Raw genomic sequence first — 15,161 nt, 5'->3', positions numbered from 1 at the left:
CATACCCGTTTCTCTTCCTTTTTTTCCTCCTTGTTCCATCCAGTTAGAAACACAAAAAAGTGTAAAAGCCAATAAGAGTATCTTTTTCTTAATTTTACCAAGTCCTTGGACTGTTTTATATCCTATATATTATGGTAAATGATGGAGGATTGATTTCAATCGATGTTCTAGTATGGAAACTTACTCGTCCACAACTCCAAAAACAAAAAAAAGCCCTCCGGAGGGCTTTTAAGTCAATCAGCGGGAAGCGGCATGCTTGCCCAATTTCTTGAGGATATCGATGGCTGCCTGTTTTTCTGACGGATCGAGGACGCTGACAAGTTCGTCTATGCCTTCTTCGTGTTCGGGGAAGACAGATTCGATAAAGGATTTGCCTTTCTCGGTAATCTGGGCATAAGTTACCCTTCTGTCTTTTTTACAGGCCACACGGACCAAAAAGTCTTTTTGTTCCAGCTTGTCCACCACATAAGTAATACTTCCGCTTGCAAGCAGGATTTTTCCGCCTATTTGCTGGAGAGGCTGATCGCCCTTGTGATACAGAAGCTCGAGGACGGCAAATTCCGTCGGGTTCAATCCCTGGGCAGCGATATGTTTATTAACATGATCATTTATGGCACGATAGGCCCTTGACAGCACAATGAATAATTTAAGCGATTGCTGAATGCTTTCCTGGCTCATGCATTTCACCGCCTTATCATATTGATTAAAATTTGGATATCTTGAATTCAAGACTTATTATAAGAAATTTGGCTCCCTTTGTCAAACAGCTGAAATAGTGAGCTTGCTGCTTTCACCTTGCGGTAGATTTGTTTTATAATTTATCCAAATACTTAATCAAGTAAATAAAAAGTTAGGAGTCTATTATGAACCTCGCTGCCGCAGCAAAAAGAACCGTTCCATCCCAGCAGCCCGCCTTCAAGGTGCTGTTAATCCTGGGCTTGTGCCATCTATTGAATGATACACTTCAATCGGTGGTTCCCGCCATGTTTCCCATTCTCGCAAAATCTATGTCTCTTTCTTATACACAGCTGGGCATTATCGCGTTTGCCCTGAATATCACATCATCACTCCTGCAGCCTGCAGTGGGGTGGTATACCGATAAAAAGCCCATGCCCTATGCCCTTCCCGCCGGGCTGACCAGCACACTCCTTGGAATTGTGCTGCTTGCTGTTGTCAGGGATTACTCCTTGATCATCATTTCCGTCCTATTGATCGGCATCGGTTCTGCCGTTTTTCATCCGGAAGGATCCAGGGTCGCATTCCTGGCCGCTGGTTCAAAACGGGGTCTTGCCCAGGCCATCTATCAGGTGGGAGGCAATACCGGACAGGCCCTGGCGCCGCTGATCACGGCACTCGTGCTCGTTCCGCTCGGCCAGATCGGCGGTCTGTGGTTTGCGCTTGTAGCTCTTGCGGCTGTGCTCCTCCTCTTTTATATTGCCGGCTGGTATACAAGTGCGCTTGGTGCCTACCGGAAAAAACTGAAGGCTGGCGGAGCCGGCGGCCGGCCGCTGACAAGGAAAATCTGGATTTCGCTTTCCATCCTGTTATTTCTTATTTTCGCACGTTCCTGGTATATATCAGGAATGACGAATTTCTACGCTTTCTATTTAATTGAAAAGTATTCTTTCAGTATACGAGAGTCGCAGGTTTATATTTTCGCGTTCCTTGCGGCCGGGGCGTTTGGCACGTTCTTCGGCGGGCCGCTTGCCGACAGATTCGGAAAAAGAAATGTTATTCTCTTTTCCATACTCGGCAGCAGCCCCCTTACCATCCTGATTCCTTATGTGCCTGCTCCTCTTGCAATCATCCTGTTATTGCTGACCGGCTTTGTTCTTATGGCAAGCTTCAGTGTGATGGTCGTGTATGCACAGGAACTGGTTCCTGGAAAAGTAGGCACGATGGCCGGCCTGACAGTCGGCCTTGCCTTCGGAATGGGTGCCATCGGCTCAGTGGCACTTGGGTCATTGTCTGATCATTTCGGCTTGCTGCCTACAATTGAGTGGGTCGGCCTGCTTCCGCTTTTCGGAATCCTGGCACTGATGCTGCCTTCAGACCGGCTGCTTGAAAGCTGGAATAAATAAAAACAAAGGGAGCTGTCTTTTCAGCTCCAAAAATAAAGCCCGGGATTTTTCCCGGGCTTTGCTGCGTACATCTTTGCTGTGGCTGTTCCGTTCCACAGAACTGCAAGTAAATGAGTCAGTTCCGCAAGTAAAGTGCGTTTCACATAGTGTTAAAAGCTTCCCGTATAGGAATAAATGAGTCCTTATGATGAAAAAACAGGCTCCACAAGCAAAATAGAGCAAAAACTGGGTCAAAACATACAGAAAATGTGTAAAAAACTTTATTGGATCTTTTTATCCGGCCCGCGCCAACCCTGTACGTTGTTATAACAAATAGAGGATGCCCCAGACTCCTGGGACATCCACTTTTTTATACCCCCTGCATCCGTTCACGCGAGAAATACTGCACCATACCCAAGTGCCCCAATAATTACAAAAGCGGGATGCACCTTGAGCTTTTCCATTAGGATAAAACTGGCTGCACTTAGCAGTACCGTCTGCAGAATGCCGATGTCCAGATATGAGCCATTGAAAAATTGAAAGGCCATGATGGCAAGCATGATGGCAATCGCCGGTCTGACAAATAGTGTCATCTTTTTGACGCGCGGGGAATCCTTGAATTTGTATAACAAGCTTAATAGGGCAATCAGCAGGATAAGAGAGGGCGCGACAGTGGAAAAAACACCGGTAATGGCGCCCAATATTCCGCCCTTCTGATATCCTATATAACCGGCCATCTTTGTAGCGATCGGACCCGGCAGAGAGTTGCCGAATGCGAGAACTTCACTGAATTCTTTGACAGTGAGCCACTTATATCTGTCGACCACTTCATTTTCAATCAGCGGGATCGAAGACGGCCCGCCGCCGTACCCAAGAATCCCCGGGATGAAGAACGCAAGGAAAATCTTCCACTGTATCATCATACCGTTTTCCTTTCCGACGCAGCATCCTCTTCACCGGCTGCTGCCCTCTGCTTTTTTACAGGAGAAAATACCGCCCAGGCAAGCAGTCCTGCTATCAGGAAGCCGGGATGGAGACCCAGTACTTCCATGGCAATAAGGCTTGCGGTAATCAGGACTAGATTAAGCTTCCAGCCCAGCCCCTTTTCTCCGTTCTTATAAAACTGCCAGGTCAGGACTGCCAGCATGACACCCACCACCGGGACAACTGCCTTAGTCATTCCGAGCACCCAGGGCTTATCCTTATAGGCGGATAGCGAAGAGAGCAGTACAATCATCAGGAGGATGGTCGGAATGACAGAGGCAGCCAGGGCATTTAACAGCCCAAGGATCCCTGCATTGCGGTAGCCGATATAGCCGGCCATCTTGGTTGCAATCGGGCCGGGAAGAGTGTTGGCAAGTGCCAGGATATCGCCAAACTCTTCATCATCCAGCCACTTGTATTTTTCTACTACTTCCTTATGGACAAGCGGGATGGAGGAAGGGCCGCCGCCGTAGCCCAGCATGCCCACCCTGAAGAAAGCCATGAATATCTGTATATGTTTCATGATTATCAGATCCTTTGATGTTCATTTATAAAGCTTACCAGACAGCAACGGCCCCATCAGTCCTTGGCTCGGTCCCTCCATGGAGCACGCCGGTTTCCGGATTGCGCCAGATAATCTGGCCCCGGCCGAAGCTGCCTGAGTCTGCCGCCGTTTTTATAATATGGCCTTTCCGGATAAGCGAGTCGACGATATGCTGAGGAACCGATCTTTCAACTTGTACCGTTCTCCCCTCCAGCCACTGCCATCTGGGTGCATCAAGGGCAGCCTGTGGATTCAGGTGAAAGTCAACCGTATTCATGATAACCTGAACATGGCCCTGCGGCTGCATATAGCCGCCCATCACCCCGAATGGGCCAATGGGTTCGCCGCCCTTCGTCAAAAATCCCGGTATGATGGTATGATACGTCTGCTTGGAAGGCTCGAGGCTGTTTGCATGGTCCTTCTCCAGGGAGAAGTCGGCTCCCCGATTTTGCAGCGAAAGTCCTGTGCCGGGGATGACAATCCCTGATCCGAATCCCATATAATTGGATTGAATGAAAGATACCATATTCCCCTCTGAATCAGCGGACGATAAGTAAACGGTCCCTCCGGATGGCGGTGTTCCCGGTACCGGATCCAGTGCTGTGCTGCCGATCAGCCTGCTTCTTTCGTCTGCATAGCCCCCGCTTAGCAGCTGTTCGACAGAGACGGTCATTCTGTCCTCTTGTGTGATATACTTCTTGCCATCACTGAAAGCAAGCTTCATTGCTTCAATCTGTTTATGATACGTATCGGCACATTCCTTTTCAGCAAAATCAAATTTTTTCAGGATATTGAGTGCCATTAAAGCAATCATCCCCTGCCCGTTCGGTGGGATTTCCCAAACATCATATCCCCGGTAATTGACACTGACAGGATTAACCCATTGGGGCTTGAATGCCTGCAGGTCTTCTTTTCTGATAAAGCCGCCATGCTCTCTTGAAAAAGCATCAATCTGGTCGGCAAGCTTTCCGGAATATAGGGATTCTGCTCGGGTTTCAGCAATTTCCCTTAAAGTTTCAGCGTGGGCTGGCGACTTCCAGATGTCTCCGGGAGCCGGCGCTTTCCCTTCCGGCAGGAAGGTTTCAAACCAGGATTCAAATTCCCGGCCTTTCAGCGCCTGTTTAAAAGCGGCGGCCGCCCTTCTCCAATATTTGGCCAGCACAGGGGAGACGGGGTACCCATTCTCCGCATAGTCAATGGCAGGCTCCAGGACCTCTGGCAGCGGAAGCTTCCCAAACCGCCTGGAAAGCTCTGCCCATGCACCCGGGGCACCGGGAACAGTAACAGGGACAAGCCCGAATTTGGGCATCTTTTCATATCCCATTGCCTTCACTTTATCAATACTGATCGATGCGGGTGATTGGCCGCTTGCATTAAGGCCGTACAATTCCCCCTTGGTCCAGATGATGGCAAAGGCGTCGCCTCCTATGCCGTTTGACGTTGGCTCAACAACTGTAAGGCAGGCTGCTGCAGCGATTGCCGCATCAATCGCATTACCTCCCCTTTTTAATATATCCAGGCCGGCCTGGGCTGCCAGCGGCTGGCTTGTCGCTACCATCCCTTTCAGGCCTATGGTTTCCATTCTCTGGGATGTGTACGGATAGTGTAAAGAATCGTAATCTGCCATAATGGTCTCCTTTTTATCATATTCAATCATATGCTTAAGCACTTTGCTCTAATGAAAGAAGCAGAGGGAGCCTGTATAAGGCCGCTCCGCTTCTTTTCACTTACAGCTCTCGCTCCCCTATTTATGATGACATGCTATAAAATGGCCTTCCTCTATTTCGCGCCACTGGGGCCTCACAAGCTTGCATTTTTCAGTGGCCAGCGGACAGCGTGTATGGAATGCACAGCCGGCAGGGGGATCTGTGGGACTTGGCAGATCTCCTGTCAGGCGGATGCGTTCCCTCCTTTTACCGACGACCGGCCTAGGGATGGCTGATAAAAGGGCTTCTGTATAAGGATGGACAGGATTTGTGTACAGCTTCTCAACCGGTGCCAGCTCGACCATCTGGCCGAGATACATAACTAGGACCCGGGTGCAAAGGTGGCGGACCACGCCTAAGTCATGCGAAACGAACATGTAAGTGAGGCCGTGTTTTTCCTGGAGGTCTTGAAGCAGCTTGATCACTTGTGCCTGAACGGAAACATCAAGGGCCGACACCGGCTCATCACAGACGATAAAGGACGGGTTTATGGAGATGGCCCTGGCAATTCCAATCCTCTGGCGCTGGCCGCCGGAAAATTCATGCGGATACCGGTCATAGTGTTCTTCCTTTAACCCTACTTCCCTCAGGAGCTCAAGGACTTTTTTCCTTCTCTCATCAGGACTGAGCTTTGTGTGAATTAAAAGCGCCTCTTCAATGGCATCGCCAATCCTTTGCTTCGGGTTCAGGGAAGCATACGGATCCTGGAAAATCATCTGCATTTCCCGTTTGTACGGCTTGAGCTGCCGGACTGTTTTTTCTGACAAGTCGTCTCCCTTAAACTTCATCTTTCCTTCTGTAGCTTTTTCCAGCCCAAGGATCGTGCGGCCAAGAGTGGATTTTCCGCACCCGGACTCACCGACCACCCCCAGGGTTTCTCCTTCATAGATATCAAGGGAAATGCCGTCGACTGCTTTTACATGACTTTTTACACGCTTGAGGATCCCGCCTTTGATCGGATAATGCTTTTTTATATTGTTAAGGCTATACAGCACTTGTTGGCTTGTAGTTTGTGTACTCATGACCTTCCTCCTCATGAAGCCAGCACCTTACCGAGTGGCCATTTGATCCTTGTGTGACATCCGGCGGCTGGACCTTGCATTTTTCCATGGCGTAAGGACAGCGGGGATGGAACCGGCAGCCGCTGATCTGTTCATTCAAGCTTGGCAGCGAGCCCGGAATCGGATTCAGGCTGAAATCAGGATCATCGACATTTGGCACAGACGAAAGGAGCCCTATCGTATATGGATGTTTTGGTTCTGTGAATATATCCTCCACAGGACCTTCCTCAATAATCTCGCCTGCATACATGACAATTACCCTGTCTGCCGTCTCTGCTACTACTCCCATGTCATGAGTGATCATGATGACACTTGTTTCAAATTCGTCCTTCAGGTCATTCAGCAGATCGAGGATCTGGGCCTGGATGGTGACATCCAGTGCGGTCGTAGGTTCGTCTGCAATCAGCAGCTTAGGATTGCAGGCTAGTGCTATTGCAATCATAACACGCTGCCGCATGCCTCCTGACAGCTCGTGGGGATATTGTTTCATCCTTTTTTCAGGAAGCGGGATGCCGACCTGGCGCAGAAGTTCCACACCTTGCTGGATTGCAGCTTTTTTAGATAATTTCCGGTGGATCATGAGCGGCTCACACAGCTGGAAACCGATGGTGAACGTGGGGTTCAAGGCCGTCATCGGCTCCTGAAAAATCATGGAAATCTCATTCCCCCGGATTTTCCTCATCCTGTCGCCATCCAGCTTCAACAGGTTTTCGCCCTTGAACTCGATTTTCCCCTGGGAGCTTGCATTTCCTGCAAGGAGGCCCATGATGGAAAGGGCAGTGATGCTTTTGCCGCATCCAGACTCCCCTACAATGCATAATGTTTCACCCTTTTGTAATGAAAAGGAGATTCCGCGGACGGCAGAAACTTCCCCGCCCCCGGTTTTGAAAGTAGTCACCAGATTTTCAATCTCCAGGATTTTCTCGGCCATACTATCCCTACTTTCTTTCCGCGTTGTATAGACTCCATTGGCCGGTAGGTTCCAGATTGATTCCCTTTACGGATTCATCAGCAGCTATCGATGCAACTCCATGGTAAATAGGGATGACTGGAAGGTCTGAAAGCACAAGCTCGTTAGCCTGTTTCAGGATTTTTTTTCGTTCGTTCTGGTCAACGGTTGAACGGGAAGCTTCTATTAATTTATCAAGCTCCGGGTTCTTATATCGTCCTACATTTGTTGAGCCTGCATTTTTCGAATGAAGTCTTGGGAACAGCAGTTCACTGCCATCCCCCGTCACATTTGACCAGCCCGCGACAGTAAGATCAAACTTGCCGTTCTGTGAGGCTTCAAGGTATGTTCCCCATTCCAGTGTTTCAATCTTGACTTTAATTCCCGCCTCCGCTAACTGGGCCTGGAACACTTCAGCCATATTCATGTAGCCGGCCGTATTTGCGGCAAGCAGTGTGATTTGCTGCTTGTCAAAGCCGTTTGCCTTAACAATCTCTTTCGCTTTTTCAGGGTCATACTGAATGGCTTTTTGCTCTGATGACTTGTCATATCCGAATAGCTCGGGACCGATGAATGAGCCTGATTCCACTCCAAGCCCGCGCAGTTTTTTTACATAGCCCTTTGTATCAATGGCATAAGCTGCGGCTTTTCGGAATTCCGGATTATTCATAGGAGCCTTATCCATATTGAAGGCAATATAATAGACTGGTGTACCTGGCTTCTTTTCAATGCCTGCACCTTTTATTTTTTCTACACGGGGCAGTAATTCAGCGGTAACATTGTCCAGGAAGTTCACTTTGCCAGTCTGCAGCATTGAAACAGCCGTAGTAATCTCAGGCACCACTTTGAATGTGACTTTTTTCAGTTTCGGGGCTTTCTGCCAGTAGTCTTTGTTGGCCTCGAGCACTATGTCCTCTCCATTTTCCTTAGCCTTGAACTTGAATGGTCCTGTACCGACCGGATTCTTCATTAAATCCTGCTTTTTATCCGCTGCCGGGCTGACAATGGCAGCATTGGAATGGGTCAGGGCTGCAAGCATTGGTCCATATGGTTTTTCGGTCTTCAGAATTACTGTTTTTGCATCCTTTGCTTCTATTGATTTAATCGGCTCCAGGAGTGAGGCACGAGGAGCGGCAGTTTTGGGATCTTTAATTTTATCGAACGTGTATTTAACAGCCTCTGCATTGAAATCTGTTCCATCCTGAAATTTGATTCCATCCTTCAAGGTGATGATCCAGGTATTGGGGTCCGGATTTTCAGCCTTTTCAGCAAGGAGTCCTTTTATTTCATTAGTCTTGGAGTCCCGGTAAAACAGAGTTTCATAGATTTGTTCATTCACGGCGGAAGAGACAGAATCATTGGTCAGGATCGGGGAGAGGCCAACGACTTTGGAGGTCGTTGCATAGGTGATTTCCTGGGCATTCTTCCCGCTTCCGCTTTGACCTGATGACGAATTGCTGCTGCATCCTGCTAAAGTTAAAATCAAAATGAAAAGTAAGGCCGGCCATTTAGTCAAAAGTTTTTTCATTGTTATTCCTCCTGAATTTTAGTTTTCTACATTCATGCCTGGATCGAGGGCATCACGCAGGGCATCCCCTACCACATTGAAGGCAAAAACCACAAGCATGATGGCAATTCCCGGGATGACGATCATATGCGGCGAGGTCCACATAAAGTCCTGTCCTGCCGATATCATCGCCCCCCATTCCGGAGTCGGCGGCTGTGCCCCAAGCCCCAAAAAGCTGAGCGAGGCAGTCGACAGGATGGCGGTTGCCATCCTCATGGTGGCAAATACGATGATCGGCGCCATGCAATTGGGCAGCACATGCTTGATCAAGATTCTGGTGTCGCTTGCACCGAGCGATTTCATGGCCAGTATGTATTCCTGTTTCTTGATTGAAAGAACACTGCCGCGGACAATCCTTGCACAGGTCGGTATCGACCAGATACTGATAGCAATGATCACATTAACCAGGCTCGTACCAAGAATTGCAATGACCAGCATAGCAAGCAGGATTCCTGGAAATGCAAACAATAAATCTACAATTCTCATAATAATTCCATCTAATCTCCGGTAGTAGCCCGATATCAATCCAAGGGTGATTCCACCTGCCAGGCCGAATGTGACTGCGCCTATTCCGACAATCAGAGAAATCCTGGCTCCGTAGACGAGCCTGCTCCACATATCGCGTCCATAATTATCTGTGCCAAGCCAGTGACCGCTTGTACCGACTCCCAGTTCTGCCATTGCCAGATCCTGTTTCACCGGATCATGAACAACAAAGGCCGGTGCAAAGACAGCAAGGGTGACCTGTACGAAAATGATGATGAGGCCCACCGCAGCCACTTTGTTCTTTACGAGTTTTTTCATTATTTTCATGAAGGCTGCGTCCTTTTTTTTCACTGGCAGGACTGCAGCTGCTTCACTGACTGTTTCTGCTCTCATAGCATAGTCTCCCTTACTCAAAACTGATGCGCGGGTCAATGAACGCATACACTAGATCCACTGCCAGGTTGACGAAAACAAATAGTGTGGCGACTAAAAGGACGGCCCCCTGCACCATCGGGAAATCTCTGGCAGCGATGGATTCAATCATCAGCCTGCCTACCCCATTTATAGCAAACACCTGTTCTGTTATTATTGTCCCGCCAAGCAAAAATCCGAAATTGAGGCCGATGACCGTTATAACTGGTATCATGGCGTTCCGCAGACAATGGACAAGAACGACTGTCCTTTCTTTTACACCCTTTGCCCTTGCAGTCCTGACATAATCTGCCCGGATCACCTCAAGCATGGCCGACCGGCTCATTCTGGCAATCATCGCGGCTGAACTTGTCCCCAATGTGATCGCCGGCAGGGCAAGCTGCTTCATTCCTTCAATCGTCCAAAATGGTTCAGTAAGCCCCCCGACAGGGAACCATTGAAGATTGACCGCAAATACAAGGATCAGGATTGCCCCCAGCCAGAAGTTAGGGATTGAAATCCCTGCCAGAGAGACAACCGTTGCGGCACCGTCAAACCAGGAATTATGCTTAAGTGCTGAAATGATTCCCGCCGTGACACCAATGATGACAGCGACAATGATACTGGCAATGGCAAGATTGAGTGTATTGGGGAACCTGCTCAATAAGGCTTCGGAAACGGATTCCTTTGTTTGGAAAGAGAATCCAAAATCTCCCTGTATCACTCCCTTTAAATAATCCACATATTGAACCAATATGGGCTTGTTCAACCCCAGGTTCTCCCGGATTCCTTCAATATCCTCCTTGGTGGCTGTCGGTCCCCCGATAATATTCGCCGGATCTCCCGGTGCAATATGCATGCTCATGAAGACGATGAAGGAGATCCCAAGAAGCAGCAGCAGCAATTGAAGAAATCTTCTGATAATTAAACCCAGCAACTTTTTCCCTCCTTTTTGAATTGAAAGCGCATTCCAATAATTTGTATTATGCATACTTTTGGTTCCGTTTGTTAATTAAAAATATGAAACCATTTAACAATGGGAACCAATAAAGGTTTTTTTGATTTTAATATATATTCTGACAAATTACCAGTAGGTAAATATAATTAATTTTAATTTCGAAGAACTACGTAGAAAAGCCCCAGATAAGTTATCCGGGGCTGCATCATTTTACTGATTTCTTTATAGTCTTAAGCCTGTCCTGCTTTTGAACCGCCTCAGCATGATCTGGCTCTCCACTCTGCTGATTCCTTCCACTGCATAAAGTTCATTATTGATGAACTTCTCCAGAGAAGCAAAGTCCTCGACGAGTACGTGCATATGAAGGGTGCTTGGCCCTGTCATCTGGTAGCAGCTGGCCACACTGGGGTTGTTGGCAAGATTCTCAGCCACCGATACCAGGAAAGCCGGCTCACAATCCACCTCAAAGAAAGCAGATACCTTTTTTCCGACTGCTTCGGAATTAATAACCACACTGAATTTTTCAATAACTCCGTTTTCCTCCATCCGGTTGACTCTTTCTCTTACCGCTACCCTGGAAAGACTTAATTCCTTTCCGATTTCGGCATAGGACATCCTTCCATTATTGGATAGCAGGCTAAGGATATTCCGGTCTGTTTCATCGATTTTCAAAAAGTTCACCACCTGAAAATTGCACTTGTAACACTTATTTTAATCAGAATGGATTTGAAAATTCAATATATTTTATAAAGTGAACTTTTTGGGCGAAGCCGTCAAATAGTATATACTGACTAGGACTATCCCTTTGAAGTCTGTTCAAAGCCTGATTGGGGATATATGATATAAGTAGGTATTCTCTTCGAAAATGGCAGCCCTGTTCCATAAAAATAAAGCACCTTATAAGAAGGAGAACATGATGACAGAAGTATTACTGGGAAGTATTCTATCCGCGATGTCTACCGGCGCCGGAGCGCTGCTAATTTTATTTCTTCCTGGGTCCATAACCCACAAGTGGAGAGATGTAATTTTAGCGCTTACAGCAGGGATCATGATGGCCGCCTGCATGTTCGGCCTGATTCCGCAGGCCATGGATACCGGCGGATTCACCGCTTTGACCATCGGTATGTTCCTTGGGGTCGGTGCCCTGAACCTTTTAGAAAAAAACATACCACATATAGATTTGCAGCATTCCAAAAGCGGCATTGAGTTTGATCAGAAAGCTCTATTAATCATATCGGCTATCACTCTCCACAATATCCCGGAGGGACTTTCTGTCGGAGTAAGCTATGCCTCGGATGTGGAAGGAACGGGAAACCTGATTGCACTGGCAATCGGTCTGCAAAATGCTCCGGAAGGCCTATTGGTCGCCCTATTTCTGGTTAACCAGAAAATTGACAGATTCAAGGCTTTTATTATTGCCACTCTGACCGGCGCCATTGAAATCGTGACAGGACTGCTCGGCTACAGTCTCACAGCCTATCTTGGCTTCCTGGTACCCTATGGCCTAGCCTTTGCTTCGGGTGCTATGCTGTTCATCATTTATAAGGAACTTATCCCCGAAAGCCATGGGGACGGTAATGAAACCCTGTCAACCTATGCATTTATCGCTGGGCTTATCTTTATGCTGCTATTATTGCAGATATAAGTTTCAAGGCACAGGAAAGGCCTCCGCCTTTTGGCTGGAGGGCTTTGACCCGTGCATAAAATAAATCATTGGCAGACACATACATACCGCAACTGGTCTATACATTGAAACGCTTCATGGGTGTGAAAGCGAGATATTCATTGATCAGCTTGTCTAATTCCTGGCTGCTTTTAATCGTCTGTTCGTGCGTCAATCCATAATCTTTTGCCGTGATAATCAATTCACTGCGTTTAATCCGGATAACTTCCTGTAAGTTTTTAAGGGGCATGGACTCCATGATTTCACATACTTCCTTTTGAAAAATAGTATTATACTATAGCATTATGGCCAGTTCCCTCCCCTTTGTAAAGGGAATCGCAATACTAGACAAAAGATGCTAAAAAAGGGTATAAAACTACATCCATTCATAAAGCCGCAAAGAAGATACAGCTCCCAATCCTTCTGTTTGCCCGAACTGCTTTTGTGGTAAAGGAGCCAAAAGAAGGTGGGAAACATGCTAAGAAAATGGTTTTTTACAAAAATCGCATACCGCCTGTTCAGGATTCAGGCAGGCAAAATGGCCGGAGATAAAGGCAGAAGCCGTACTCTATTAAAAAGGGCGGCCGGGAAAGCAGCAAAAAACGAGACTGCCTTAAAGGGTGTCTGGAAAAGGCTGCAGCTCCTGATGGAGATGGCCAAATCGTGGGCGGCGGGAGATTACAGACGGATCCCATACCGTTCGCTCATCATCATCCTGGTTGGGATTATTTATTTTGTCTCACCTCTTGATTTCATCCCGGATTTCCTTTTGGGATTCGGCATGATGGATGACATCGCAGTCCTCGGATTTGTGCTTTCCCAGCTTGATTATGATATCGAGCAATACCTGGAGTGGAAAATAACGGGAAGAGAAAAAACGGCAGTAAAATTATAAAAAGGCTTTCCCGGTGCATTCCCGGGAAAAGCCTTTTTATTAAGCCTGCAGCTGTTCTTTCTCGTAAATCGGCACCCAGCCTTCACTTGTGACAAAGATACGCACCGCTACCACTTTGCGGTCTTCCTGAAGGGTAAAGTAATGGCGGGTATTGACAGGGACACTGATTAAATCGCCGGGATTCAGGTTAACATCAAACCATACTCCATCCTTTCCTTCGATCGCAAAGATGCCATGGCCGCTGACGATGAAGCGGACCTCGTCATCTGTATGGTGATGCTCCTGCTTGAAGTTAGCAAGAAGCTGGTCGAGATTTGGGGTAGCGTCTGAGAGGGAAATCACGTCCTGTGCCTGATAGCCGCGGCGTGCGGATATATCAGCGATCTCTTCAGCAAAGCTGTCGAGAATACCGGCTTTTTCTTCATCATTCAAATCGAATTTTTCCCTTAGGGAATCTGGCAGCTTATTGATATCCCATATCTCGTAAATGACTCCCTGTTCTTCAAGGTAATTAACTACCTGTTCGCGGTTTTCAATGGTTTCTTCTGTTTGCTTGATGTAAATCGTTGCCATATTCTTTCCTCCCTGTTTCATTTTTGGTTTACTATAAAAGCTGTTTTGCTTTGGAGCAGCAGCAGTTCATACCCGAATAAAAATTCTGCAGCCTCGAGCAGTTTTTTAGCTTCAAAGGCTGTTTTGCCCCAAACTGTAATGCCATGGCGCCGGATCAGTGCCACACCGGAATCTCCTTCTATGTGGGGGATCAATTCTTCTGTCAATGCAGGGATATCTGCATGATTGAAGATGATGGGAATTTTTAACTCAGCATCCTGCTCCCATTTTCCAAATGCCTTGATTATTTCCTGTCCGGTGAAGGTAATGCTCCCGGAATCTCCATACAGTTCTGAAATCACATTGTTTTCCGCCGTATGTACATGCAGGATGCAGCCCGCCTCTGTCCGCTCGTATATCGCTGCGTGGAGCAGGGTTTCAGCGGACGGCCTAAGGGCGGTATCTTCTGCTGCATTTCCGTATTCATCCACGAGGAGGAAGTCGTCAGGAGTCCGTTTACGCTTATCTTTTCCACTTGCCGTAACCAGGAAGCGATTGGCTGCCACCCTGATGGAGAGATTGCCGCTCGTTCCCATGAACCAGTCACGGGCGGCCAGCTCGTCTTTTATGTCAGCCAGTTCTTCCCATTTCTCACGATAATCCACTATACAGCCGCCCCCAATTCTCTGGCCACTATTTCCATGCAGTCATAAAAGGTTGTAAAAGGATGATAGGGAATGCCTTCCTCCGCACATCTCTCACTGAGATAATCCCTAGCTATGACAAGGTCGGCGATCTTTGCTGCTTCAAGGTCTGTTATTGAGTCACCGATCACAATCTTAAATTCCTTTTCTGAAGCAATGCTCCTCATAATACTGGGTTTGCAGCAGCCGCAAGCCTTAGAACAGGAAAGGTCACACCTGTGCGGCCATTCTATTTCAATATTATCCTTTTTAAAGCTGGCGTGGTTACAGTAGATTCCAGCAATCCCATCGAAAGGTTTAAGCATAGGCTTTACAAAGAAATCGATTCCTCCGCTGACCACATAGAAGGGGATGTTCTGCTCTTTTGCAAAGCCGGTAAATTCACGGAACCCGGGCCTGATGACAGCGCTGGATTCCACAAAGCGGATGATTTCATCTTTCTTGCTGCTTTCCAGCAGAGAAAACATCTTCCCCACTCCTTCAGAGATGCTGATTTTCTTGTTCAGGACCGCATCAGCCAAGTCACGCCAGCCTTCAGGGCCGAATTCCTTCATCAATGAAATGATGTTGTCCGATTCTGTAATGGTGCCGTCAAAATCACAAAAAATGATTGGTCTCATA

The 15,161-nt window shown here is 47.6% G+C and carries 17 protein-coding genes; 3 read left to right on the top strand and 14 right to left on the bottom strand.

The window, feature by feature from the left end:
* Positions 1 to 237: 237 nt before the first annotated feature.
* Positions 238 to 678, bottom strand: a complete 441-nt coding sequence (locus tag V1501_RS06285; RefSeq protein WP_409291972.1) for a MarR family winged helix-turn-helix transcriptional regulator — start codon at positions 676 to 678, stop codon at positions 238 to 240.
* 185 nt (positions 679 to 863) lie between these two features.
* On the opposite strand from V1501_RS06285, the gene V1501_RS06280 reads away from it, so the two are divergent.
* Complete coding sequence (locus V1501_RS06280) at positions 864 to 2,081, top strand: MFS transporter (RefSeq protein WP_409291971.1); 1,218 nt, start codon at positions 864 to 866, stop codon at positions 2,079 to 2,081.
* 368 nt (positions 2,082 to 2,449) lie between these two features.
* Here the strand turns inward: V1501_RS06280 and V1501_RS06275 are convergent, their stop codons facing one another.
* From V1501_RS06275 to V1501_RS06235, 9 genes are all read right to left on the bottom strand, one after another.
* Positions 2,450 to 2,980: a chromate transporter gene (locus tag V1501_RS06275; RefSeq protein ID WP_409293270.1), complete on the bottom strand. Its 531-nt coding sequence runs from the start codon at positions 2,978 to 2,980 to the stop codon at positions 2,450 to 2,452.
* Positions 2,980 to 3,567 carry a chromate transporter gene (locus V1501_RS06270; protein ID WP_409291970.1) on the bottom strand — a complete coding sequence of 196 codons (588 nt, stop codon included), beginning with the start codon at positions 3,565 to 3,567 and terminating at the stop codon, positions 2,980 to 2,982. The genes V1501_RS06275 and V1501_RS06270 overlap by 1 nt, the downstream gene beginning before the upstream one ends.
* A 34-nt stretch (positions 3,568 to 3,601) precedes the next feature.
* Positions 3,602 to 5,215 (bottom strand): gamma-glutamyltransferase family protein, encoded by a 1,614-nt coding sequence (locus V1501_RS06265; RefSeq protein WP_409291969.1) that lies wholly within the window; start codon positions 5,213 to 5,215, stop codon positions 3,602 to 3,604.
* A gap of 117 nt (positions 5,216 to 5,332) precedes the next feature.
* Positions 5,333 to 6,316, bottom strand: coding sequence for an ABC transporter ATP-binding protein (locus V1501_RS06260; RefSeq protein ID WP_409291968.1), 984 nt, complete (start codon positions 6,314 to 6,316; stop codon positions 5,333 to 5,335).
* Positions 6,279 to 7,286, bottom strand: a complete 1,008-nt coding sequence (locus V1501_RS06255) for an ABC transporter ATP-binding protein (protein ID WP_409291967.1) — start codon at positions 7,284 to 7,286, stop codon at positions 6,279 to 6,281. Before V1501_RS06255 ends, V1501_RS06260 begins: the two co-directional genes overlap by 38 nt.
* A gap of 7 nt (positions 7,287 to 7,293) precedes the next feature.
* The gene (locus tag V1501_RS06250; protein WP_409291966.1) at positions 7,294 to 8,832 is read right to left on the bottom strand and encodes an ABC transporter substrate-binding protein; all 1,539 of its coding nucleotides are present in this window, start codon (positions 8,830 to 8,832) and stop codon (positions 7,294 to 7,296) included.
* 18 nt (positions 8,833 to 8,850) lie between these two features.
* Positions 8,851 to 9,684 (bottom strand): ABC transporter permease, encoded by an 834-nt coding sequence (locus tag V1501_RS06245; protein ID WP_409293269.1) that lies wholly within the window; start codon positions 9,682 to 9,684, stop codon positions 8,851 to 8,853.
* 79 nt (positions 9,685 to 9,763) lie between these two features.
* Entirely contained in the window at positions 9,764 to 10,705 is a 942-nt protein-coding gene (gene nikB / locus V1501_RS06240; protein ID WP_409291965.1) for a nickel ABC transporter permease, read from the bottom strand.
* Positions 10,706 to 10,948: 243 nt separating this feature from the next.
* Positions 10,949 to 11,398: an Lrp/AsnC family transcriptional regulator gene (locus V1501_RS06235; RefSeq protein WP_409291964.1), complete on the bottom strand. Its 450-nt coding sequence runs from the start codon at positions 11,396 to 11,398 to the stop codon at positions 10,949 to 10,951.
* 244 nt (positions 11,399 to 11,642) lie between these two features.
* Between V1501_RS06235 and V1501_RS06230 the strand changes: the two genes are divergently transcribed.
* A complete protein-coding gene (locus V1501_RS06230) occupies positions 11,643 to 12,371 on the top strand; it encodes a ZIP family metal transporter (protein ID WP_409293267.1) in 729 nt (242 codons plus the stop codon).
* 97 nt (positions 12,372 to 12,468) lie between these two features.
* Here V1501_RS06230 and V1501_RS06225 read toward each other — a convergent pair whose 3' ends face one another.
* The gene (locus V1501_RS06225) at positions 12,469 to 12,639 is read right to left on the bottom strand and encodes a Spo0E family sporulation regulatory protein-aspartic acid phosphatase (protein WP_409293265.1); all 171 of its coding nucleotides are present in this window, start codon (positions 12,637 to 12,639) and stop codon (positions 12,469 to 12,471) included.
* A 225-nt stretch (positions 12,640 to 12,864) separates the two neighbouring features.
* On the opposite strand from V1501_RS06225, the gene V1501_RS06220 reads away from it, so the two are divergent.
* The gene (locus tag V1501_RS06220) at positions 12,865 to 13,284 is read left to right on the top strand and encodes a YkvA family protein (protein ID WP_409291963.1); all 420 of its coding nucleotides are present in this window, start codon (positions 12,865 to 12,867) and stop codon (positions 13,282 to 13,284) included.
* A 39-nt stretch (positions 13,285 to 13,323) separates the two neighbouring features.
* On the opposite strand, the gene V1501_RS06215 is transcribed toward V1501_RS06220, so the two are convergent.
* The 3 genes from V1501_RS06215 to V1501_RS06205 are packed head-to-tail and all read right to left on the bottom strand — an operon-like array spanning position 13,324 to position 15,160.
* Complete coding sequence (locus V1501_RS06215) at positions 13,324 to 13,857, bottom strand: 1,2-dihydroxy-3-keto-5-methylthiopentene dioxygenase (protein ID WP_409291962.1); 534 nt, start codon at positions 13,855 to 13,857, stop codon at positions 13,324 to 13,326.
* Between the two features lie 17 nt (positions 13,858 to 13,874).
* Positions 13,875 to 14,504 carry a methylthioribulose 1-phosphate dehydratase gene (locus V1501_RS06210; RefSeq protein ID WP_409293264.1) on the bottom strand — a complete coding sequence of 210 codons (630 nt, stop codon included), beginning with the start codon at positions 14,502 to 14,504 and terminating at the stop codon, positions 13,875 to 13,877.
* Positions 14,501 to 15,160 carry a 2-hydroxy-3-keto-5-methylthiopentenyl-1-phosphate phosphatase gene (locus V1501_RS06205; RefSeq protein WP_409291961.1) on the bottom strand — a complete coding sequence of 220 codons (660 nt, stop codon included), beginning with the start codon at positions 15,158 to 15,160 and terminating at the stop codon, positions 14,501 to 14,503. Before V1501_RS06205 ends, V1501_RS06210 begins: the two co-directional genes overlap by 4 nt.
* Position 15,161 lies beyond the last annotated feature (1 nt).

Origin of the sequence: Paraperibacillus esterisolvens (assembly GCF_046237625.1) — a bacterium.
GTDB lineage: Bacteria > Bacillota > Bacilli > Bacillales > DSM-1321 > Paraperibacillus > Paraperibacillus esterisolvens.
Note: the sequence above shows the minus strand (reverse complement) of the source record. Positions and strands in the feature narration are given on the sequence as shown.

Bases quoted from the DNA above. Each gene is read 5' to 3' on its own strand.
- V1501_RS06285 (WP_409291972.1), bottom strand. From the start codon at position 678: ATGAGCCAGGAAAGCATTCAGCAATCGCTTAAATTATTCATTGTGCTG.
- V1501_RS06280 (WP_409291971.1), top strand. From the start codon at position 864: ATGAACCTCGCTGCCGCAGCAAAAAGAACCGTTCCATCCCAGCAGCCC.
- V1501_RS06275 (WP_409293270.1), bottom strand. From the start codon at position 2,980: ATGATACAGTGGAAGATTTTCCTTGCGTTCTTCATCCCGGGGATTCTT.
- V1501_RS06270 (WP_409291970.1), bottom strand. From the start codon at position 3,567: ATGAAACATATACAGATATTCATGGCTTTCTTCAGGGTGGGCATGCTG.
- V1501_RS06265 (WP_409291969.1), bottom strand. From the start codon at position 5,215: ATGGCAGATTACGATTCTTTACACTATCCGTACACATCCCAGAGAATG.
- V1501_RS06260 (WP_409291968.1), bottom strand. From the start codon at position 6,316: ATGAGTACACAAACTACAAGCCAACAAGTGCTGTATAGCCTTAACAAT.
- V1501_RS06255 (WP_409291967.1), bottom strand. From the start codon at position 7,286: ATGGCCGAGAAAATCCTGGAGATTGAAAATCTGGTGACTACTTTCAAA.
- V1501_RS06250 (WP_409291966.1), bottom strand. From the start codon at position 8,832: ATGAAAAAACTTTTGACTAAATGGCCGGCCTTACTTTTCATTTTGATT.
- V1501_RS06245 (WP_409293269.1), bottom strand. From the start codon at position 9,684: ATGAAAATAATGAAAAAACTCGTAAAGAACAAAGTGGCTGCGGTGGGC.
- V1501_RS06230 (WP_409293267.1), top strand. From the start codon at position 11,643: ATGACAGAAGTATTACTGGGAAGTATTCTATCCGCGATGTCTACCGGC.
- V1501_RS06225 (WP_409293265.1), bottom strand. From the start codon at position 12,639: ATGCCCCTTAAAAACTTACAGGAAGTTATCCGGATTAAACGCAGTGAA.
- V1501_RS06220 (WP_409291963.1), top strand. From the start codon at position 12,865: ATGCTAAGAAAATGGTTTTTTACAAAAATCGCATACCGCCTGTTCAGG.
- V1501_RS06215 (WP_409291962.1), bottom strand. From the start codon at position 13,857: ATGGCAACGATTTACATCAAGCAAACAGAAGAAACCATTGAAAACCGC.
- V1501_RS06205 (WP_409291961.1), bottom strand. From the start codon at position 15,160: ATGAGACCAATCATTTTTTGTGATTTTGACGGCACCATTACAGAATCG.